Below are 21,924 nucleotides of genomic sequence, written 5' to 3' on the forward strand. Positions count from 1 at the left end.
AGAACTCGATTTTTTGCTAACTCATTGCCATGAATTATATTAAGTTTTGATCACCAACTCTTTGATTTTAACATCTCCAATATGGCTCTATTATTTTTTATCCTATTCGGCTTCTTCTTATTCGCAATATGGGTTTGGACAATTATCGATATCATTAAAAGTGAATTTAAAGACAACAACGAAAAGATCCTATGGGTGGTGCTAGTCATACTCTTACCTTTTATTGGTACTGTTCTCTATTTTGCCATTGGTAGTAAAAACAGGGTCCCTTCATGAAAATGAAAAATATTCCCTTTGGTCAACTTGCTATGGAGTTTGTCTCTGTAGTATTTGCTGTGATTTTAGCCTTAGGGTTAAACTCATACAAGCAAGCCCTAGATGCAGAAAGTGAAGCGATAGTTCTCAAAAACTCCATAATTAAAGAGTGTCAGGAGAACCTGATCAAAGTAGACTCCATGTTGATTAAAAATCAAGATTACGCCAATTATCTAGATTCACTCGTATCATTAGACCCTGATGATGTTCACGGTGTCAAATTTATCTATGAAATAGAACTGTTGACAGACGCAGCATGGGTTATCGCTCAAAACAATGCAGCTATCAATAAATTGGATCAGGATTTTTTGATTAGTAGTGCGGAGATCTATCAGACTCAAGTATTTTTCACAGAATTCTCTAGATCCTTCTTCCAGAATCTTGGCATCATGGCGACTCAGCAGGATGAAACTCCGCCATACTCTACCGCCATATCTTTGTATTTCAATATATCCGTAATTAATAACGGAGCGAATGATCTCAAACAATCATATCAGGAATTAATAACCAAATATGCCGCTGAAGAATAAAATTTTCTTAGTCGTTCTCTACCTTAACTTGTTTTCTATTTGGTCTGCAAGATCTCAGGGAGTTTCATTCTCCTATTTGATTCCCAAAAACGGATACATCACAGCCCCGATTAGCCCGTTCTCAATACGCGGCATTGGAGTTGGTGAAGTGCTCGGCATTGAGTCAGGATTCTCGCTATATAATATCCCTGGATTAGCAATGGAAAATCTTCCATTTTCCTATGACAAACCATTGACAGGACCTCACTTTGCCTTGATGATTCCTGCAGATATCTATGTAAAATTCCCAATAGAGAAAATGAGTTTGAAATTCATGATTGGGGGCTTTGGCTGGTGGAATATTGGTCAAAGAATCAATGAAGGAAATATGGACAGAGCATGGCGATCTTTTGAAGGCTGGGAAGTATTAAATACTGACTTTCAATTGAAAAATAAACTTGGATATGGGTGGCTTGGTGGATTTGAGTTTCAATTTCCATTTAGTCGAGAAGTGAAATTAAGCATAGAAGCCAATTATTTAAGAGGTAGCAGTAAGACAATGCTAAAAGGGAGCTATTCAGGAGTAAAAGACAGCAATTCTCAACTTATCACTAAAGAAGTGGATATAAATAATGCCTCCACTGTTATTGAGGGCTTAGAATTATCGTTTGGAGCAATCTTTTCTATGAGATAGAGGAGTCAGGGATTTTCCAATAAATGACTATCTTCGAGCCGCAAAACTCAAAAAGTCTTTATGATCTACATAGTTGTCACCCTTACTTACATTCTCATTCTCACAGGTATCATTATCTATAAGAGTAGAACCGTAAAAAATGAAGACGATTTTGTGGTGGCAGGTAGAAATGTACCTATTTACCTATTAGTTGGAACCCTGATCACCACCTGGATAGGTTCGGGAAGTTTATTTGGAACTGCTGGTCTTACTTTCAGAACAGGCTTTTCAGAGTTATGGTTTTCTATGGGTGCATGGATTGGAATCATTGTGGTTTACTTCATAGCTGCAAGAGTTCGAAAAATAGCCCAGTATACACTAACTGATATATTAGAAAAGCGATATTCTCCATTAGCGAGATTATTAGGAACTACCACCATTATTCTTGCCTACTTGATTATTGCAGGTTATCAATTTAAAGGTGGAGGAAGATTCCTGAATATTTTAACCGAAGGAGCTATATCTCCCGAGTTAGGTACTGTTATTACCTTCTTCTTAATAGTTGCATTTACAGCACTCGCAGGTATGGTTTCCATCGTCTCGATAGACATATTTAATGGAATCATCATGATAAGTGCTATCGTATTGACCCTTCCAATCCTACTATCACAAGAAGGTGGTTGGTCAGAAGTAGCAGCAACTATCAATGAAGTAAGTCCAGATCACTTGTCAATGACAGAAGGACATAGTTTTACCTGGTATTTAGGTATTTTATTACCTACTCTTTTATTACTTCTAAGTGAGAGTAGCATGTACCAAAAATTCTCCTCTGCAAAAGATGCCTCAAGTGCTAAAAAAGCAGTTTTTGGAATGTTTGTTGGTGTCGTATTAATTGAAGTATTGATGTGTGCAATATCTGTAATTGGATTTGCTATCTATTCAGATGATCCAAGATTTTTCCTGGAGAACGGAGACATCAACCAGGCTATGTCTGAAGAGATTATCCTTAGAATCGGTTTCGAACAACTTCCACCAGTATTAGGTTCACTGTTGTTTGCCGGTGGTGTAGCGATCATTCTATCTACTGGTAACACCTTCTTGATGGTGGCTTCAACTAACCTTTCAAGAGACTTAATTGAGAAATATGGATTCAAAGGCAAGACTTTAGAGTCTAAAAAGAAATTGATGATTCAGCGTGTTTCTATCGTCATTTTAGGCTTGCTAGCCTACTTGATGGTAACGCAGTTTACTACCATTCTGGAAATGTCGCTCATCTCCTACACCATGATTGGTGCTTCTCTTGCTCCTCCTTTGTTAGCCGCTTTCTTCTGGAAACGCGTTACTAAACAAGGTGGAATTGCAGCTATCAGTGGAGGAATGGTTACTGTTTTAATTATTTCTGTTCTTAATAAAGTATACGCAGAGTCAGGACTTGATTTAGGAATCTTGAAATTCCCATTTGATACAGACTATATAGCAATTCCGGCACTTATTGTATCAGTGACATTTTTGGTTACGTTTAGTTTATTAAGCAAGCCATCTCCAGAAGAACAAAGCGCTCCTTTCTTCGAGAAGTAGTTCACTTATTCTTGCAAAAGTCCACACGGGCTAAATACAAACTTTGAATAAGGTTTGTTTGGATTCGTTTAGAATTGATGGAAATCTATTCTAACTTCGCTTGCAAACGTTTTCATTTACGAAAAACGCTGAATTAAGCAATTTCCAAATTAACCCTTAGTTTAAAAAATGGATGTTTTGAACCCCACGGTACAAAGTCAAACTAAAACCGTAACCATGCAAGAATTCGGACTAAAGTCAAAAAAAAGTGACCTATCCACCCTAGGTCTTACCGTAAAGGAAGCCCATTGGAATCTGAGTCAAGCACAGCTAATTGAAGAAGCTGTACAGAACCAAGAGGGTCATCTTACCGACACAGGTGCATTGATGTGTGATACCGGCGTATTTACTGGAAGATCACCGAAAGACAGATTCATCGTAAAAGATGAAAAAACACAAGAATCTGTTTGGTGGGGAGATATCAACATCCCACTGAGCACAGAAAAATTTGATCAGCTATATACCAAAATGGTAGACTTCTTAGCTGATAAGAAAGTTTATGTACGTGACGCTTACGCTGGAGCTGACAAAACGCATAGACTTCGTATCCGAGTGATAAACACACTTGCATGGCATAATCTATTCTGTTTCAACATGTTTTTGAGACCGGAGAAATACAAATTGGAAAGCTTTGACCCCAACTTTACCATTTTGTGTGTTCCTGAGTTTGAAGCAGATCCTGAAGTGGATGGCACAAGACAAAAGAACTTTGCAGCTGTCAATTTTTCTAAACGTATGATCCTTATTGGAGGAACAGGTTACTCAGGAGAAATGAAAAAGGGCATTTTCTCTGTTCTTAACTATATCCTTCCACACGAGGAAAATGTATTATCCATGCACTGCTCTGCCAATATGGGTATTGAGGAACGTGACACGGCTATCTTCTTTGGTTTATCAGGTACAGGAAAAACCACTCTATCAGCTGATCCAAATCGTTTGTTGATTGGCGATGATGAGCATGGCTGGACGGAGAAGAATGTCTTTAACTTCGAAGGAGGGTGCTACGCCAAAGTAATTGACCTGAGTGAAGAAAAAGAGCCAGATATCTGGAACGCTATTAAATATGGTGCAATCTTAGAAAACACTCGATTCAAAGATGAGTCAAGAGAAGTAGACTTTGAAAACTGTGAAGTCACTGAAAACACACGGGTTTCTTACCCAATCTACCACATTAGAAATGCTGTGGACCCATCTATTGGAGGAATCCCAAAAAACATCTTCTTCCTTACTTGTGATGCTTTTGGAGTGATCCCTCCTATCCAGCGATTATCTAAAGGTCAGGCAATGTATCACTTCATTTCTGGTTACACTTCCAAAGTAGCTGGTACCGAAGCTGGAGTGACTGAACCACAGCCTGTATTCTCAGCTTGCTTTGGCTCTCCATTCTTACCTCTTCACCCAACTAAGTACGCTGAGTTGTTGGGGCAAAAAATGGAGCAGCATGAAACCAACGTATGGTTAATTAATACTGGATGGACAGGTGGTCCTTACGGAGTAGGAAAACGTATTAGCTTAAAATATACCCGAGCCATGATTTCAGCAGCTCTTAGTGGTGTATTAAATAATGTAGGGTACAGAACACACTCCATCTTTGGTGCAGAAATGCCTTTAACATGTCCTAATGTACCAAATGAAATTCTCTCACCGAGAGAAACCTGGAAAAATGACGATGCTTTCTACAAGAAGGCAAATGACCTTGCTCGTAAGTTCAATGCAAACTTTACCAAGTTTGAAGAATTCGCGAATGAGGAGATCATGGCCGGACAGCCAAAACCAAATCTAAACTACGAGTGATTCATTTCACATTCTAACCTAGAAGCTCAGTCAGTTATTGACTGAGCTTTTTTTGATTTATGACAGCCACTGGAATGTCACAGATCACTCCTGGTGATGATGGACGTCATTACCCACGCTTATTGGTATACCGATCTTCGTGTAGTCCTAAATCAACAACGAGAATTATGGAAGAATTCGGTCTAAAATCTACAAAAAGCGGCTTAGAAGCTGCAGGTGTAAAAAAGGTAAAAGAAGCATTCTGGAACCTAACTGCCACGGAACTAACAGAAATAGCTGTTAGAAACAATGAAGGTCACCTTACCGACACAGGTGCACTGATGTGCGACACTGGCAAATTCACCGGAAGATCACCACAAGACAGATTTATTGTTAAAGACTCACTTACCGAAAAAGAAGTATGGTGGGGAAATATCAATAAACCTGTATCTGAAGAAAGTTTTGAGCGCATCTACGCTAAAATGCTGGGTTACTTAGAAGATAAAACAGTTTATGTGAGAGATGCATATGCAGGTGCAGACACTGCACACCAACTCAAACTGAGAGTAATCAACACCATGGCGTGGCACAACCTCTTCTGCTACAATATGTTCATTACTCCTCCAGACTACAAACTAGAAGACTTTGATCCAAACTTCACCATCATAGCGTGTCCTGAGTTTGAAGCAGACCCTGACACTGATGGAGTAAGACAATCTAACTTCGCCATCATCAACATGACTAAGCGAATGATCCTTGTAGGAGGAACAGCTTACTCTGGCGAAATGAAAAAAGGCATCTTCTCTGTATTGAACTTCCTGTTACCTACTAAAGAGAACGTATTGCCAATGCACTGTTCTGCCAATATGGGTATAGAAGATCATGACACTGCTATCTTCTTCGGACTAAGTGGAACAGGAAAAACAACTCTCTCTGCTGATCCAAATAGACTATTGATTGGTGATGACGAACACGGATGGACTAAAACCAATGTATTCAACTTTGAAGGAGGATGCTACGCGAAGGTTATTGACTTATCCGAAGAGAATGAACCAGACATCTGGAACGCTATTAAGTACGGAGCTATTCTTGAAAACACCCGATTCATTCCGAATACAAGAACTGTTGACTATACCAACACAGAAGTAACTGAAAATACACGGGTATCTTATCCAATTGATCACATCAAGAACATCGTAAAACCTTCTATTGGCGGTGTACCTAAGAATATTTTCTTCTTGACTTGTGATGCATCAGGTGTTATGCCTCCAATCATGAGATTAACAAAAGGCCAGGCGATGTACCATTTCATTTCAGGCTACACCTCTAAGGTAGCAGGAACCGAAGCTGGTGTTACTGAACCTCAACCAGTATTCTCTGCATGTTTCGGAGCTCCTTTCATGCCTTTGCACCCAACCCGATATGCGGAGTTGCTAGGCCAAAAAATGGAAGAAAATGAAGTAAGTGTATGGTTGGTTAATACTGGCTGGACTGGTGGTGCATACGGCATAGGAAGCAGAATTAAGCTTCGCTACACCAGAGCCATGATCACTGCAGCATTGTCTGGAGTATTGGACAACGTTGGATACCGTAAACACAGCATCTTCGGCGCAGAAATGCCAACTACTTGTCCTGGTGTTCCAAATGAAATCTTGAGTCCTAAGGAAACATGGCAGAACGACAAGGCCTTCTATCAAAAAGCAAATGAACTAGCTGAGAAATTCAGAGTGAACTTTGACAAGTTCAGAGAGTTTGCTAATGATGAAATCCTTGGAGGTGAACCTAAACCTAACCTTGAGTTCGTTGAGGAATCTACCCTCTGAAAACTTTCATAGCAGATTAATAGAGCAAATAAGGGCACCCAGTATCGGGTGTCCTTATTTTTTTAGTTAAACTTACCACATGAAAATTGCGATCATAGCTCACGATGGTAAAAAGGCCGATATGGTGGCTTTTTTACTTAATTATAAAGAACAATTGAACCAGGTAGATTTGATTTCTACAGGCACAACAGGTTCACACGCCGAGAAAGCTGGACTTAAAGTTCATAAGTATCTATCCGGACCACTCGGAGGTGACGCTCAAATAGCTGCAGAAGCTGCTGAGAAGAAACTTGATCTTGTGATCTTTTTTAGAGACCCTATGGACAAGCATCCACATGAACCTGACGTCCAAATGCTAATGAGACTTTGTGACGTGCACAATATTCCTTTAGCTACTAATCCGGCTGGAGCAAGATTGATGATGGACAGCATGTTCAAAATACAGTCTTAATGAGCTGGACGATTAATCGTAGACGGTTTCTGATTTCCAGTGCTGCTATGGCAACATTATCAGCCATAGCTCCATTGGAGTTATTAGGTTCTAGGAAGAAATCTGTTCGCTTTGGGTTATTAACAGATTCACATTATGCAGATCGAGAGCCGTCAGGAACTCGATATTATAAACAGTCGCTTCAAAAAATGGCCGAAGCGGTGGAAGTCTTGAATAAGGAAAAAGTTGATTTCGCTATTCATCTTGGAGACTTCAAAGATGAACATCCAACCAAAGTGGAAGCTGATACTATCAAGTTCTTACAGGATATCGAAGCAGAATATAGTAAGTTCAAAGGACCTAGATATCATTGCATTGGAAACCATGACCTGGATAGCATCTCCAAGGATCAGTTTCAAGAGAATATTACCAATACAGGAATAAACCAGTCCGAGACCTATTTCTCATTTGATCATCAAGGCGTTCATTTTATCGTATTGGATCCAAATTTCCATGCGGATGAGCGTCCACATCACAAAGGAGATTATGAGTGGTTTGATGCTCATTTACCAGGAGCTGAATGGAAATGGTTTGAAGAAGATCTTGCGAAAACCAAACTTCCAACGATAGTTTTCTCACACTTCACCTTATACCACTTTGTAAAAGGTGACGCAGTATTTCATATGACTGATTATGAGCGAGCACAGAAGATTATGGAAGACTCTGGTAAAGTAATTGCTTCCTTTCATGGACATACGCACGAAGAAAATTATACAGAAGTCAACGGAATCCACTATTGTACTCACCTGGGTATGGTAGATTATGAAGGCTTAGAAAATAATTCTTTTGCTATTGTAGAGGTTAATGAAGTTGAAATTACCATCACTGGCTACAAACGCACTTCCAACAAGACATTAAAAAAGGGTTAGCCACGGCTAACCCTTTTTAGTTTCAATATTTTCTAATGATTACGCCATTAATGCGCCTGCAATCGCAGCAGTCATCATGGTAGCTAAGGTAGCCGCTACTAAAGCTCTCATTCCAAGCTTAGAGATATTTCCTTGTTGCGTTGGAGCCATTCCTCCGATCCCTCCTATTTGGATTGCAATTGAACTGAAGTTCGCAAATCCACATAAAGCGTATGTGGCGATGACAACAGACTTAGCGTTAAGAACTCCTTCAGCAACAAACTCAGACAAACCTAAATAAGCCACAAATTCGTTTACAACCACTTTCTGCCCGAGCAAACTTCCTACCTGGAGTGACTGATCCCAATCAACACCAATCATGAATGCAAATACTCTAAAGATCTGTCCAAGCAAATACTCTAATGAGAAGCCATCAAAACTACCATCGGTTGAAGATACGATGAGTGCATTCAAGCCAGTTACATCTCCAATAGCCATCAGCACATAGTTCACAGCAGCAATTAGCGCAATAAATGCCAATAACATGGCCCCAATGTTTAGTGCCAATTTCAATCCTTCAGAAGCACCTCTTGCCAATGCATCTACAAGATTTACTCCCATTTGATCCGTTGATACGGTAAGATCAGTGTTGATTTGATCTTTATAAAGCTCAGGTAACATGATTTTGGACATCACGATTGCAGCAGGTGCATTCATAATAGAAGCACTTAACAAATAGGCAGCGAATTTCTCCTGAGCTGCCGGATCGCCTCCTCCGAGAAAAGCTACATATCCTGCTAGCACACCACCTGCTATTGTCGCCATCCCTCCTGTCATCAAACACATCAATTCCGACTTAGTCATGTTTGGAACAAAAGGTCTTACCAACAATGGAGCTTCAGTCTGACCTAAAAAGATATTTCCTGCAGCAGAAAGTGACTCAGCCCCAGATAATTTCATGGTACGAGCCATAATCCAGGCAATTCCCTTTACCACCCACTGCAATACCCCAAGATAATACAGACCGGACGTCAGAGTGGAGAAAAAGATCACGGTCGGAAGTACCTTAAGAGCAAAAATAAAGCCCAAACTATCGGTATCCATCAGACCTCCAAAAAGGAAGTTTGAGCCTTCATCAGCAAAACTGAGTAATACTACAAACTTGTTACTCAACCAGCTAAATGCCGCTCTAACAAAACTGATTTGTGTGATTAACAGTCCGAAAATAACTTGCAATCCAACTCCCGTACCTACAAGTCTCCAATCAATGGATCGTCTGTTAAATGAAAAAGCAAATGCAACCCCAATGATGAATATGAGGCCGATTGCAGCCCTGAAAATGTCCATTAACTAACTTTAATTTCGCTTATTGATTTCGTCACGGATTTTGGCTGCTCTTTCATAATCCTCTTGTGCCAATGCATCATCAAGCATTTTATTCAGTTGATCGGAAGGCAGATCCTCCATCTTTTTAGCAACCGGTTCCGGTCTGCTAGATTCACTAGACTTTTGCTTCACATCTGTGATCTCCTCCTCTTCGTCCGACAGCACAATACCTGCCTCGGTGAGTATAGGTTCATTTGTATAAATGTCGACATTGAATCGAAGACCTATGGCGATTGCATCAGAAGGCCTTGCGTCTATTTCGAAGGACTTACCGTTGCTTTCACATATTATTTTTGCGAAGAATACTCCTTCCTTCAAGTCAGAGATATAGATCTCCTTAATATCGTATCCAAGATTGAATGCGAAGGACTTAAAAAGATCATGAGTCATAGGTCTATTGGGAGTAATCTTTTCAATCTCTATGGCTATTGCCTGAGCTTCAAACATCCCAATAATAATAGGCAATCTCCTATTGGAGCCTACCTCTCCTAATACAAGGGCAAAAGAGCCCGACTGTGACTGACTTGAAGAAAGTCCGAGTATTTCTAGTTTAATCTTATCTGCCATTAACCTTGCTGTGCTTTAATAGCTTCAGTTAGTTTAGGTACCACCTCAAACGCATCACCAACTACTCCATAGTCAGCTGCTTTAAAAAATGGTGCTTCAGGGTCTTTGTTGATTACTAAAATATATTTGGAAGAGTTTACTCCAGCTAAGTGCTGAATAGCTCCCGAAATCCCTACTGCAATGTATAAAGAAGGACTCACTTTAACACCTGTTTGTCCAACATGTTCGTGGTGAGGTCTCCAGTCCATGTCTGATACAGGCTTACTACATCCTGTTGCAGCTCCGATTGTCTTCGCTAGCTCTTCGATCATTCCCCAGTTTTCAGGACCTTTCAATCCTCTACCACCAGAAACGACCAAATCAGCCTCTGGCAAAAGAATTTCCCCGGTAGCCTTCTCTGTGTTGGTAACTTTCACTTTGAAATCACCATCATTTTTAGTTGGAGCGAAAGCCTCTACTGATGCTGATCCACCGTCTTCTTTTACTGCTACGGCATTCTTTTTAAGACCTAATATCTTTTTATCTCCAGAAAGTGTATTGATTGCAAACGCCTTACCTGTATAAATGCTACACTTCACCTTAAATCCAGATGAAGTATCTGGCAAATCAACAACGTTTGTTGCTAATGAAGCACCAGTTTTGATAGCTACTCTTGCTGATACCGGATCTCCTAATGAAGATTTGGCCAAAACCAACAAGTTACTTCCTTCTTTGTCCATCGCTTCAGCAATCGCTGACGCATAGGCCATAATATTTGGTTGAGCTAAAGAATCATCAGCAACATGAAGCACTTTATTTGCTCCAGCTGCTCCTATTTTATCAGCTTCACCATCATTCATCGCTCCAAACACGATAGCAGTCACATCACTCTCTACCGATGATGCATAACTAACTGCCTCAAGAGACGACTTCTTTACTAATCCTTCTTCTAATTCTACAAATGCTAATGCTGACATCTTACAATACTTTTGCTTCGTTCTTCAATAGGTTTACTAGTTCACCCAGGTTATCTGGATCGATGAGTTTCACATCTCCTTTTGCTGGAGGCATTTCAAACACTTCCACTTTTACAGGAGCTTCGTCGCCAGTTGGCTCTACTACGTTTAGGGGTTTTGTACGTGCAGACATGATTCCTCTCATATTAGGAATTTTCCATTCAGCGATAGGTTCCTGACATCCAGCAACGAATGGCAAATCAAGCTCCATGAACTCTTTACCACCTTCTATTTCTCTTTGAATTCTAGCTGTAGATCCTTCTATATCTAAAACCATCACAGGAGAAACAGATGGCAAGCCCATCAACTCACCAACCATACTGTGAACCTGACCTCCGTTGAAGTCAATTGACTCTCGTCCCATCAAGATCAAATCATATGACCCCTCTTGAGCAACTTTAGCAATTTGTTTTGCTACAAAGAATGCATCTGTCGGAAATGCATTTACACGGATAGCGTCATCAGCACCAATTGCCAATGCTTTTCTGATTGTTGGTTCAGTTTCAGCTTCACCTACATTCAATACCGTGATTGATCCACCATTTACTTCTTTTAATTCAACTGCTCTGGCTAGCGCATAATCATCGTATGGTCCGATGATGTATTGCACTCCAGTTTTGTCAAATTTGGTGTTGTTATCCGTAAAGGAAATCTTTGACGTTGTATCCGGAACGTGCGTTATACAAACAAGTATTTTCATAAAATTTATGGGAAAATATGGCTTATTAAATTTGCTTTCGAAGTTAGCTAAATATACACTAAATAAAAACCAGTGAAATGAATCCAGATAGAGTAAAACAACTCGAAAAGTTTCTTCAGGAAGATCCTAACGACGCTTTCTCCAAATATGCCCTTGCACTGGAATACCTTCCTACTAATAAACTGAAAACAGAAGAATTGTTTGATGATCTTCTCAAAAATCATCCAGATTATATCGGGACCTATTACCATGCTGCAGCTCTTCATGCAGAGCTAGGCAATTTGGAAAAGGCAGAGGCAATCTATCAGACCGGCATAGAAAAAGCACAAGTCTTGAAGGAATCACATGCTCTCAGGGAGCTTCAAACGGCTTTTACCAACTTCCAATTTGAGAACGATTAGGCATTTCCCCTATAATGCTACGGGATTCGCCACTTTTTAGAATAGCGGACTATACTCATGTATGGCAACAGTTGACTTACGACATTTGTAACTGTAACGTCTAATTAAAGCTCACATGGAACTAACTATTAAGTCGCTTGAAATTAACTGGGTACAAATTTTCCTATTGGCAGGAGGGTTATCATTTATCGCATTCATGATCGGTCGTGCTACTGAATACATTAGCAATCGTAATGAAATCAAAAGTGCAAAAGACAGCCTGAAATATTCGCAGCTCAAAACCAAACGTGATATCGAAGAAAAGGACAATTTCTTATCCAAGATGAGTCATGAAATCAGAACTCCCATGAACGGAATCATTGGTTTAATCTCTCAAATCTTAGACACAGAACTGGATGAAAAACAAAGAAAGTTCTTAGAAGCTGCCAATTATTCAGCAAATACACTACATGCACTAATCAATCAAATTCTTGATTTAAGTAAGATCAATGCTGGCAAGTTGACTTTGGAAAATATTGAGTTTAACCCAATAGAAACTATTGAAGCTGCCGTAAATACTTTCCAACCAAACGCACAGAAAAAGGGAATTAGTGTCAAATCCTTTATTCATATGAACTTCCCAAAAACAGTTAAGGGAGACCCTGTAAGGCTGACTCAAATATTAATGAATCTGATCAGTAATGCAGTAAAATTCACTAACGAAGGTGGAGTAGATGTAGTCGCCAAATCTGTAAAAAATGATGATGGCTATCGATTGGCTATTGAAGTGAATGATACGGGAAGAGGAATTCCTCAAGACAAGATAAAAGACATCTTTACGCCATATGATCAGGGAGGAACGGAGACAGCTCGACTATATGGTGGCACCGGTTTAGGCCTTAATATTTCAAAACAGCTGGTTGAAATGTACGGAGGATCACTAGAAGTAAGCAGTAAACTTGGTGAAGGAACTAGCTTCAAATTTGAAGTACAATTAAACAAATCTCCTAACGACAACTATCAACTAATTAAGCCGTCTAGTCCTAAAGTCAATCTTTCAAAAATGAGAATTCTTCTGGCAGAAGATAACTACATCAATCAAATGGTAGTAAAGTCAATTCTAGACAATTATGAAGTGGAGTTGGATGTAGTGGAAAATGGCCAGGAAGTAATTGACGCCATTTATAAAAAGAACTATGATGTTATTCTGATGGATATTCAAATGCCTATCATGAATGGTTTAGATGCTGCCAGCTTTATTCGCAACAACAATGACGGACCGAATAAAAGCGTAAGAATCATTGCATTAACAGCATCTGTCCTTAAAGAAGATATAGATTCTTGTGTTCAGGCAGGGATGGACGAATACCTGGCTAAACCATTTAAGCCTAATGAGCTACTTGAAAAAATTACTGGAGATATCAGGTTAACTGCTTAGAACTTAAGCACAGTTTTACCAAACTGCTCGGTATTGACCATAGACTTAATTGCATCAATACCTTCGGTAAAACCATAAACCTTATCAACAGAAGGAATTATCTCATGGTTGGAAACGAACTCGATCATTTGTTTGAATTCAGAATCATTGCCCATGGTTGACCCTTCTAAGGTAATCTGTGACCAGAAAAGTCTAAATAAATCCAGGCCGTCGGTTTTACCAGTAGTACTACCATAAACAACGATTTTACCACCAGGTTTAACCAATCGCAAGTAATCATTGATGGCATTTCCACCAGCACTATCTATAACCGCATCGAATTTACCAACAACTTGAGCAGCCTGTTTTACCCAATCAGCGTCACCATAGTTAAATAAACCAGCAGCTCCCAGGGATTGTGCTTTGTCCAGCTTTTCCTGGCTACTGCTGTTCACATATACTTCTGCACCGGCCGATACCGCAAACATTAAAGCAAAATGTGACACTCCTCCTCCTATACCAGTAACTAAAACTTTATCCCCTTTTTTAACTTTAGCTTTCGTAAATACTGCTCTAAAGGCAGTGAGACCAGCTAAAGGAATTGCTGCTCCTTCCTCATCTGATAGATGCTCTGGCTTAAGAATAAGTCTATCCTCCGGAACCACAAGATATTCCGCCATTGTACCATCCAAAGGTGTCCCCAGTATTGTGTAAGCACTTGACTGAACCGCAGGATTATCACCCCAATTCTGATTTGGGTTGAGCAACACTGTTTTACCTTTCCAATCAGCACTTCCTTCAACTACTTCGCCACATCCATCAGAACCCAAAGTAGTCTGATGTTGTATACCTGGATATTTTCCTACAGAAATCCAGTAATCACGACGATTTAGTGCTGCTGCTTTCATCTTGACAAGACAATAGCCATCCCTGATTTCAGGAATGGCCTTATTGATCATTTCAAGAGAGAACATGCCATCTATGGCATTAACAACAAGAGCTTTCATATTGGGGTGTTTTGAATGTTGTTTAATTTCAGATTTTAGAATGGCATTCCATCACCACCTCCGCCACCGCCATCGTTACCGTTGGCCTTACTTGGTAGTGTAATAGTAAAGTCAGAATTACCTCCACCACCTGATGGGAATGAGTGACCATATGTATCACCGCCTCCACCTGACATTGGAGCATCCAAATCCTCAAATTTGGTGTATTTACCAATGAATTTAAGCGGCACATCCTCCAACTTACCGTGACGGTTTTTAGCGATGATAACGATACCCTGACCTTGAAGCGGCATACCATTTTCATCCTGAGTGATACCGTAGTATTCCGGACGATACAGGAACATTACCATATCGGCATCCTGCTCAATAGAACCTGATTCCCTCAAATCCGAAAGCTGCGGACGCTTATCTCCTCCTCTAGTCTCCACAGCCCGGCTCAACTGGGACAGGGCAATCACCGGAACATTCAGCTCCTTGGCAATCATTTTCAAGGATCGAGATATCTGCGCGATCTCTTGCTCACGGTTACCGCCTGCACTCGAATCACCAGACATCAACTGCAAGTAGTCAATTACAAGAATTGAAACTCCATGCTGAGCTACCAATCGTCTAGCTTTTGCCCGAAGTTCCAGTATACTCAAACCTGGTGTATCATCAATAAAGATTGGTGCTTGTGACAACTTACTAGTCTTACTGATCAACTGCTGCCACTCATAACCTTCCAGATTTCCTTTTCTTAGCTTATCAGATTCTAATTCAGCTTCCCCGGAAACCATCCTGTGAACCAACTGAACAGAGGACATCTCCAAAGAGAAAATAGCTACCGGAATATTGAAATCCACTGCTGCATTTCGCAATGCGGATACTACGAAAGCGGTCTTACCCATACCTGGACGAGCCGCGATAATAATTAAATCCGAACGCTGGAATCCTGATGTGTTTCTATCCAGAGCTGTAAACCCTGAAGGAATACCTGTTAAACCATCAGATTGATTTTTACGCTCCTCAATCTCCTGAATGGCCTGATGCATTAAGGCACTCATGTTATCGAAGTTCTTCCGAATGTTTGATTCAGATACATCGAAAAGAGATTGCTGTGCTTTATCTAGTAAATCGAAAACATCTTTAGTGTCTTCATAGGCATCACTGGTGATCTCAGTAGATATCTGGATCAACTGACGCTTGATAGATTGCTCGGAGATAATACGAGCATGATATTCAATATTGGCTGCTGAGTTAACTTTTGTAGTCAACTCCGAAACGTAATACGCCCCTCCTACCAATTCTAATTTTCCAAGCTTTCGAAGCTGATGAACTACAGTTTTAATGTCAACTGGTTCACTATTGTTGAATAGGTGAACAATAGCTTCGAAAATGAACCTGTTGGCATCTTTGTAAAAGCTTTCAGGCTTTAAGATCTCAATCACATCGGTCAGGGCGTCACGCTCCAACATCAATGCACCTAACACTGCCTCCTCTAACTCAATGGCCTGAGGTGGCATTTTACCGAGTTGTCTGGACAAATCGGTGCCTGCATTACGTCTGGTTTTCGTATTGCCTTTAAAAGTTGATGGGTTATTTCCTTCCATGTGAAAAGTATATCGAAAGCAAACCTAGCATAACTAATTATGATGTCTAAAGAACTAATCACCAACTTTTAAACACATATAATGTGGATAAATTTTTGTGATGATTACCTTGTTTTTAAACGCGTCATAATGGTCTAAAAGTTTGGCTCCCCCTCAAATTCTTTTATTTTTGAGCTATACGTAACAACCCATGCAAATAAACACTGATCTCTTAAAGAATAAACAGAGAATATATATAGGTGGCAATCACGGAGTTAAGAAGATTTACAATCTCACTAAACACGTTTTGACCGCTATTGGCAAACCTGCAGACTTCTTTGCTGTTGGCGAAGAAAACGAATTAACAGATGCTCCAATCGTAATAATCAAAGGTGGAGATGAGTTAGAAAATGGAAAAGCCGTTTTTCATCAATTAGATATTCATATTCTTTTAATTCATCGCATAGACGAAGATGTTCCTGAGCCTTACAAGTCTTTTGAAGAATACATCAGCCAATTCGAATCACTAGCTGACAATTTACCTAAAGCAGGCACTTTCCTATTTTTTGAAGGAGATAATGTGGCTACATTGATGGGTAAAAAGGAGCGTGAAGATGTTCGAAACATCGAATATACTGCTCTTCCGGTAGACACCCTGGAGGATGGCTACAACTTCCTTTTCGGCTCTGAAAGAATAAAAGTAGCAAGTACAAGCAAACGATTCCCGGCACATGCAGCTGGAGCCAAAGCACTTCTTAACAGAATTGGAGTGTCTGATGCTAAGTTTTATGATGCTTTAAAAACCTTTTCATGAAACTCCATTTAAAAAACCCATTGGTGGTTTTCGATTTAGAAACCACTGGCACCAACATTTCTCAAGATCGAATTGTAGAAATGGCATTGTTAAAAGTGATGCCAGATGGAACGATCGAAGAAAAATGTAGAAAAATCAACCCAACCATCCCCATTCCATTAGAGACCAGTTTGATTCATGGGATTTATGATGAGGATGTGAAGGATGAAGCGACATTTAAGCAAGTCGGAAAATCTCTGGCAACCTGGCTGGAAGGCTGTGATCTTGCAGGGTTCAACATTCTCAAATTTGATGTACCCATGTTGGTAGAAGAATTTCTTCGTGCCAATGTAGATTTTGACGTGGACAACAGAAAATTAGTAGACGCACAAAAGATCTTTCATTTGATGGAAAAAAGAAACCTTAGTGCTGCTTACAATTTCTATTGTGGTAAAACACTAGAGAATGCACACAGTGCTCTAGCTGACACTCAGGCTACTTATGAGGTCCTTGTATCCCAAATTGAGAAATACAATGGTGAAACCGTCCAAAATCTCCTGGGTGAAGATATAGGTGTCATTGAAAATGACATGGGTAAACTTCATGAACTAACCAACCAAAAAATGGTGGATCTTGCAGGCCGAATTGTTTACAATTCTGATGATGTGGAAGTCTTCAACTTTGGAAAACACAGAGGCAAACCTGTCAGTGAGGTATTGCAAAGAGAACCAAGCTTTTACGACTGGATGATGAAGGGAGATTTCCCTTTAGACACTAAAAGAAAATTAACTCAGATCAGACTGAGAAACACCTTTGGGTAAGCCCCGGCCCGATCAAAAGACATAATAACTTAAAGCAACCCATCAAACAAAAATGTTTTTGGGTTGTATATTTATTGTAAACCTTTCATTATGGCCAAAACGATCATTGTATCTAACCGACTACCAGTTAAAATCTCACAAGAAGATGGAAAATTCCAGTATAAGCCTAGCGAAGGCGGCTTAGCAACGGGGTTGGGATCCATCTATAAAGAAGGAGATAATATCTGGATAGGCTGGCCTGGGATGCCCGTATCGAAATCAGAACATCAAAAAGAAATAGCTAAGAACCTAAAAAAGGAAAGCATGAAACCAGTTTTCCTAACTGCTTCTGAAATAGAAGAGTTTTATGAAGGGTTCAGTAACGAAACACTTTGGCCAAATTTCCACTACTTCAATCAATACATTGTATTTGATGATGATATGTGGAAGGCTTACCAAAAAGTAAATAAGAAGTTTGCGAAAGCAATTGAAGAGGTATTGGAGCCAGAAGACACAATCTGGATTCATGACTACCAATTACTACTTCTTCCTCAACTTTTAAGACAATCAGCTCCTAAAGCGAGCATTGGTTTCTTCTTACATATTCCTTTCCCTTCTTATGAGTCTTTTAGACTTCTTCCTTGGAGAAGAGAATTATTAAACGGAATGCTTGGCGCTGATTTCCTTGGTTTCCATACTTATGACGACATGCGTCACTTCTTGTCATCAGTGAACAGACTGGCTGGACTTGGAAATAGCAATGGACAAATCAATGTTGATAATAGAAAAGTAATGGTCGATGCCTTACCAATGGGTATTGATTATGACAAATACGCTCAGTCTGCAGCTTCTCCGGAAACGCTAGCCAGAGAAGTACGATATAGAACTTCAGTTGGAGATCAACGACTGATTTTATCAATAGACAGACTCGATTACTCGAAGGGAATTCCTCAACGCCTAAAGGCATTTGAATTATTCCTGGAAGAGAATGAAGAATACAGAGGAAAAGTATCGCTCTTGATGGTTGTAGTACCTTCTCGAGACTCAGTAGGCAAATACAAAGAACTCAAAGAAGAAGTTGATTTATTGGTTGGTAGAATCAATGGTAAACATGCCCGACTAAACTGGACACCTATTCATTACTTCTATCGCTCATTCCCTCTTCATGCTTTGTCAGCATTTTACAGAATGGCTGATGTAGCATTGGTTACCCCTATGAGAGACGGGATGAATCTGGTTTGTAAAGAATTCATTGCCAGTAAGTTAGACAAGAAGGGAGTACTCATATTGAGTGAAATGGCCGGCGCTTCTAAGGAATTGTCAGACGCTATTTTGATCAACCCAAATGACATGCATCAGTTGGTAGCTGCGTTGAAACGTGCGTTAACAATGCCTGTCAAAAAGCAAATTGCAGCCATGACAACCATGCAGCGCTCTCTACAGCGCTACAATATCCATCACTGGGTGAACCTGTTCATGGAGCGTCTGAATTACATTAAAAACGAACAAAAAGCTTTGGAGACCCAAATAGTAGATCAAGACATTAGAACAGAAATCAAAACCAACTATAAAAACGCCAAGGAGCGCCTCATCTTCCTGGATTACGATGGTACTTTGGTTGGGTTCTTCAGTGATCCAAATGACTCCAAACCAGATAAAGAGCTAAAAACCATCTTAAAGAAACTATCAGACGATCCTAAAAATCGAGTGGTAGTTATCAGTGGTAGAGGAAGAGAAACATTAGCTGAATGGCTCAAAGATTACAACATAGAGATTATCGCAGAGCATGGCGTATGGCTAAAAGAGCGAGGTAAAGATTTCAGAACCATTACCAATCTTAACGATAAGTGGAAAGAAGCTATTCAAAAAGTATTGGATGGATATGTAGATAGAACTCCTGGTAGTTTTATTGAGAAAAAAGATTATTCTTTGGTGTGGCACTACAGAAAAGTAGAGACCGGACTTGGAGAAGCCAGAACCAGAGAGCTTACAAGTCACTTGAAGTACATCACTATTGACAGAAACCTTAAAGTATTGGAAGGCAACAAAGTAGTGGAGATCAAGAATTCAGAAATTGACAAAGGAAGAGCAGCTTCTGTTTGGCTGAACAATTATCCTTCAGACTTTGTCATGGCCTGTGGTGATGACTGGACAGACGAAGACACCTTCAAAGCAATGCCTGGCAGTGCTTACTCCATTAAAGTAGGTAGCACTTCATCTGCAGCAAGATATCGTGTTGCTGATCATCAAGAAATTAGAGACATCCTGAAAAGCTTAATTAATTAAGCTTTTCATCATAACAAATAACAAAAGCCCGAATACATTACTGCATTTGGGCTTTTTATTTCCATTAGATCCAGACCTTACAAGAAATCTGGTTTATCCAATTTTCTTGCGATTCGAGTAGCGGCATTCAACAGTCCAACATGACTGTATGCCTGAGGGAAATTACCCCACATACTTCCATCGCTTTCTTTTACATCCTCACTTAACAACCCAACATGGTTGGAGTAAGAAATCAAGTTTTCGAAGTATTTAATGGCTTCATCCAGACGCCCAACACAAGCTAAGGCTTCTACATACCAGAAAGCACAAATTAGGAATGTTGTTTCCGGCTCACCAAAGTCATCCTGATGTTTGTATCTGTAGAATAAGCCATCTTTAGCATGTAATTCTTTCTCCAAACCAATCAAGTGATCTTTAGCAGCTTGAGGATTGTCTCCGAAGTAGTTCATCATGATCAACTGCAACGTACTAGCATCCATCCGATCAACCCCAACCGCTTGAGCATATGCTTTTTTACCAGGCACATAGCTCTTCTCAATCATCTTGATAGAACGCTCCTTCAATCTAGCAGCCTTCTCTCCCATTTTACTATCGCCAATAACTTTGGCAATCTTAACAGCAGCACTACTTCCAGCCCAATGGAACAAATAGGTATAAGTATGATGTTGACTGAGATTTCTAAACTCCCAAAGACCAGCATCCGTCTCATCAAACGTCTTCTCAATCATATCCAGTGTCTTGATCACCAGCTCTGATGAATCAAAACGCTCTGTAAAGATGATTCGCTTGTCTTCATAAAGTGGCAACAACGAAATCAGCACCTGGCCATACACATCATTTTGAATGTGCGTATAAGCATCATTTCCAATACGTACTGGCTGATTTCCCTGATATCCACTAAGCGCTATTTCCTTTTCAGTTAATTGCTTCTGACCACTGATACCGTATAGCGGCTGGTAACGATCCTTTTCTTCTATAGTGGTATTGAGGATGTAGTGGAAGTATTTCTCCGACTCCTCAAAGTGTCCTATATTATTGAATGCGTTCAAGGTATAGAACGTATCTCGCATCCAGCAGTATCGGTAATCCCAGTTTCGTGTACTACCTGGGGATTCTGGCAAACTAGTCGTGGCGGCAGCTATAATAGCACCTGTATCTTCATACTGATGAATCTTAAGAATCAACGCTGAACGGATCGCTTCTCTTTGGTAGAAGTTTACGATTGCCGCTGTTTTAACCCAGTTTCTCCAGTAGTTCTTGGTCTTAGTTAAAAATACCTCAGCAGTCTCTTCCAGAGATGCCTCCAATGGCGGCCCATAAGTCATTACCAAATACTTCGATTCATTCAACACGAAGCTCTCCTCTCCTAACACATAGTTTAAAGAGATATTGGTAGTCAAGCGACAATGAGCTTCTAAGCCTAGAAAACGAATGTGATTGCTTCCCATTGATGATTGTGGCGTAACGTTACCATAATCACCTTTTGGCTGACATTTTACGATAATTCGAGGATTACCATCAATGCGCTCAATTTTCCTCACTAACATAAGTGGGCGATAATATCGATCTGTCTGATAAAACCTTGGAGCAAAGTCAGTAATACGGTACTTACCTGTCTCAGAAGTCACCTCCGTGCAAAGAATGTTGGTGTTCTCTACATAGTACTGTTTGGTTTCAAATTTTGGCTCTAAAGGCTTAATAGAGAATTCGCCACCCTTATCCTTATCAAGGAGGCTACCAAAAATGAAGCTGCTATCGAACCGTGGCCAACACATCCAGGATATGTTGGTGTCTTTATGAATGTGCGCTGTGTAAGCACAATTACCGATCACACCAAAATCGTACGTATGTCTCTGCATATATGGAGTATTTATTTTTTTTGAACCGTAATGAATTGTCAACTTTTTTAACAATTCATAAAATAAAGGGAATATGTTTTATAATAAAAGCAAATACACAATCTCTTTTTCGAAAATT

General features: G+C 40.0%; 20 protein-coding genes. 13 read left to right on the forward strand and 7 right to left on the reverse strand.

What is annotated here, in order from left to right; genetic code table 11:
* The first annotated feature begins 81 nt into the window (after positions 1–81).
* From NXS00_RS13190 to NXS00_RS13225, 8 genes are all read left to right on the forward strand, one after another.
* Positions 82–276, forward strand: coding sequence for a PLD nuclease N-terminal domain-containing protein (locus NXS00_RS13190; RefSeq protein ID WP_258099685.1), 195 nt, complete (start codon positions 82–84; stop codon positions 274–276).
* On the forward strand, positions 273–845 hold the full coding sequence (locus NXS00_RS13195) for a hypothetical protein (RefSeq protein ID WP_258099686.1): 573 nt from the start codon (positions 273–275) through the stop codon (positions 843–845). The genes NXS00_RS13190 and NXS00_RS13195 overlap by 4 nt, the downstream gene beginning before the upstream one ends.
* Complete coding sequence (locus NXS00_RS13200; protein ID WP_258099687.1) at positions 829–1,518, forward strand: hypothetical protein; 690 nt, start codon at positions 829–831, stop codon at positions 1,516–1,518. The genes NXS00_RS13195 and NXS00_RS13200 overlap by 17 nt, the downstream gene beginning before the upstream one ends.
* Positions 1,519–1,578: 60 nt before the next feature.
* A complete protein-coding gene (locus NXS00_RS13205; protein WP_258099688.1) occupies positions 1,579–3,075 on the forward strand; it encodes a sodium:solute symporter family protein in 1,497 nt (498 codons plus the stop codon).
* A 216-nt stretch (positions 3,076–3,291) separates the two neighbouring features.
* Positions 3,292–4,908 (forward strand): phosphoenolpyruvate carboxykinase (ATP), encoded by a 1,617-nt coding sequence (gene pckA, locus NXS00_RS13210; RefSeq protein WP_258099689.1) that lies wholly within the window; start codon positions 3,292–3,294, stop codon positions 4,906–4,908.
* Positions 4,909–5,075: 167 nt separating this feature from the next.
* The gene (gene pckA / locus NXS00_RS13215) at positions 5,076–6,710 is read left to right on the forward strand and encodes a phosphoenolpyruvate carboxykinase (ATP) (protein ID WP_258099986.1); all 1,635 of its coding nucleotides are present in this window, start codon (positions 5,076–5,078) and stop codon (positions 6,708–6,710) included.
* Between the two features lie 79 nt (positions 6,711–6,789).
* The gene (locus tag NXS00_RS13220; RefSeq protein WP_258099690.1) at positions 6,790–7,161 is read left to right on the forward strand and encodes a methylglyoxal synthase; all 372 of its coding nucleotides are present in this window, start codon (positions 6,790–6,792) and stop codon (positions 7,159–7,161) included.
* Positions 7,161–8,069: a metallophosphoesterase gene (locus NXS00_RS13225; RefSeq protein ID WP_258099691.1), complete on the forward strand. Its 909-nt coding sequence runs from the start codon at positions 7,161–7,163 to the stop codon at positions 8,067–8,069. Before NXS00_RS13220 ends, NXS00_RS13225 begins: the two co-directional genes overlap by 1 nt.
* A gap of 39 nt (positions 8,070–8,108) precedes the next feature.
* On the opposite strand, the gene NXS00_RS13230 is transcribed toward NXS00_RS13225, so the two are convergent.
* The 4 genes from NXS00_RS13230 to NXS00_RS13245 are packed head-to-tail and all read right to left on the reverse strand — an operon-like array spanning position 8,109 to position 11,696.
* The gene (locus NXS00_RS13230) at positions 8,109–9,395 is read right to left on the reverse strand and encodes a NupC/NupG family nucleoside CNT transporter (protein ID WP_258099692.1); all 1,287 of its coding nucleotides are present in this window, start codon (positions 9,393–9,395) and stop codon (positions 8,109–8,111) included.
* A 9-nt stretch (positions 9,396–9,404) separates the two neighbouring features.
* A complete protein-coding gene (locus tag NXS00_RS13235; RefSeq protein ID WP_258099693.1) occupies positions 9,405–10,001 on the reverse strand; it encodes a bifunctional nuclease family protein in 597 nt (198 codons plus the stop codon).
* Positions 10,001–10,957, reverse strand: a complete 957-nt coding sequence (locus NXS00_RS13240) for an electron transfer flavoprotein subunit alpha/FixB family protein (RefSeq protein WP_258099694.1) — start codon at positions 10,955–10,957, stop codon at positions 10,001–10,003. The genes NXS00_RS13235 and NXS00_RS13240 overlap by 1 nt, the downstream gene beginning before the upstream one ends.
* A 1-nt stretch (position 10,958) precedes the next feature.
* Positions 10,959–11,696, reverse strand: a complete 738-nt coding sequence (locus tag NXS00_RS13245; protein WP_258099695.1) for an electron transfer flavoprotein subunit beta/FixA family protein — start codon at positions 11,694–11,696, stop codon at positions 10,959–10,961.
* 77 nt (positions 11,697–11,773) lie between these two features.
* Between NXS00_RS13245 and NXS00_RS13250 the strand changes: the two genes are divergently transcribed.
* Together NXS00_RS13250 and NXS00_RS13255 are read left to right on the forward strand one after the other, a co-directional pair.
* Positions 11,774–12,097 carry a tetratricopeptide repeat protein gene (locus NXS00_RS13250; protein ID WP_258099696.1) on the forward strand — a complete coding sequence of 108 codons (324 nt, stop codon included), beginning with the start codon at positions 11,774–11,776 and terminating at the stop codon, positions 12,095–12,097.
* Between the two features lie 115 nt (positions 12,098–12,212).
* Positions 12,213–13,514, forward strand: coding sequence for an ATP-binding protein (locus NXS00_RS13255; protein WP_258099697.1), 1,302 nt, complete (start codon positions 12,213–12,215; stop codon positions 13,512–13,514).
* Here NXS00_RS13255 and NXS00_RS13260 read toward each other — a convergent pair.
* Positions 13,511–14,500: a zinc-binding dehydrogenase gene (locus tag NXS00_RS13260; RefSeq protein ID WP_258099698.1), complete on the reverse strand. Its 990-nt coding sequence runs from the start codon at positions 14,498–14,500 to the stop codon at positions 13,511–13,513. The two genes, NXS00_RS13255 and NXS00_RS13260, sit on opposite strands and share 4 nt — an antisense overlap.
* A gap of 35 nt (positions 14,501–14,535) precedes the next feature.
* Entirely contained in the window at positions 14,536–16,089 is a 1,554-nt protein-coding gene (gene dnaB / locus NXS00_RS13265) for a replicative DNA helicase (RefSeq protein ID WP_258099699.1), read from the reverse strand.
* A 190-nt stretch (positions 16,090–16,279) separates the two neighbouring features.
* Here dnaB and NXS00_RS13270 point away from each other — a divergent pair, with 190 nt between their 5' ends.
* From NXS00_RS13270 to NXS00_RS13280, 3 genes are all read left to right on the forward strand, one after another.
* A complete protein-coding gene (locus NXS00_RS13270) occupies positions 16,280–16,882 on the forward strand; it encodes a hypothetical protein (protein WP_258099700.1) in 603 nt (200 codons plus the stop codon).
* A complete protein-coding gene (locus NXS00_RS13275; protein WP_258099701.1) occupies positions 16,879–17,682 on the forward strand; it encodes a 3'-5' exonuclease in 804 nt (267 codons plus the stop codon). Before NXS00_RS13270 ends, NXS00_RS13275 begins: the two co-directional genes overlap by 4 nt.
* Positions 17,683–17,772: 90 nt before the next feature.
* Positions 17,773–19,947 (forward strand): bifunctional alpha,alpha-trehalose-phosphate synthase (UDP-forming)/trehalose-phosphatase, encoded by a 2,175-nt coding sequence (locus tag NXS00_RS13280; RefSeq protein WP_258099702.1) that lies wholly within the window; start codon positions 17,773–17,775, stop codon positions 19,945–19,947.
* 77 nt (positions 19,948–20,024) lie between these two features.
* Here NXS00_RS13280 and NXS00_RS13285 read toward each other — a convergent pair whose 3' ends face one another.
* Positions 20,025–21,806, reverse strand: coding sequence for a glycoside hydrolase family 15 protein (locus tag NXS00_RS13285; RefSeq protein WP_258099703.1), 1,782 nt, complete (start codon positions 21,804–21,806; stop codon positions 20,025–20,027).
* Positions 21,807–21,924 lie beyond the last annotated feature (118 nt).

It is taken from the genome of Marinoscillum pacificum (assembly GCF_024714495.1).
GTDB lineage: Bacteria > Bacteroidota > Bacteroidia > Cytophagales > Cyclobacteriaceae > Marinoscillum > Marinoscillum pacificum.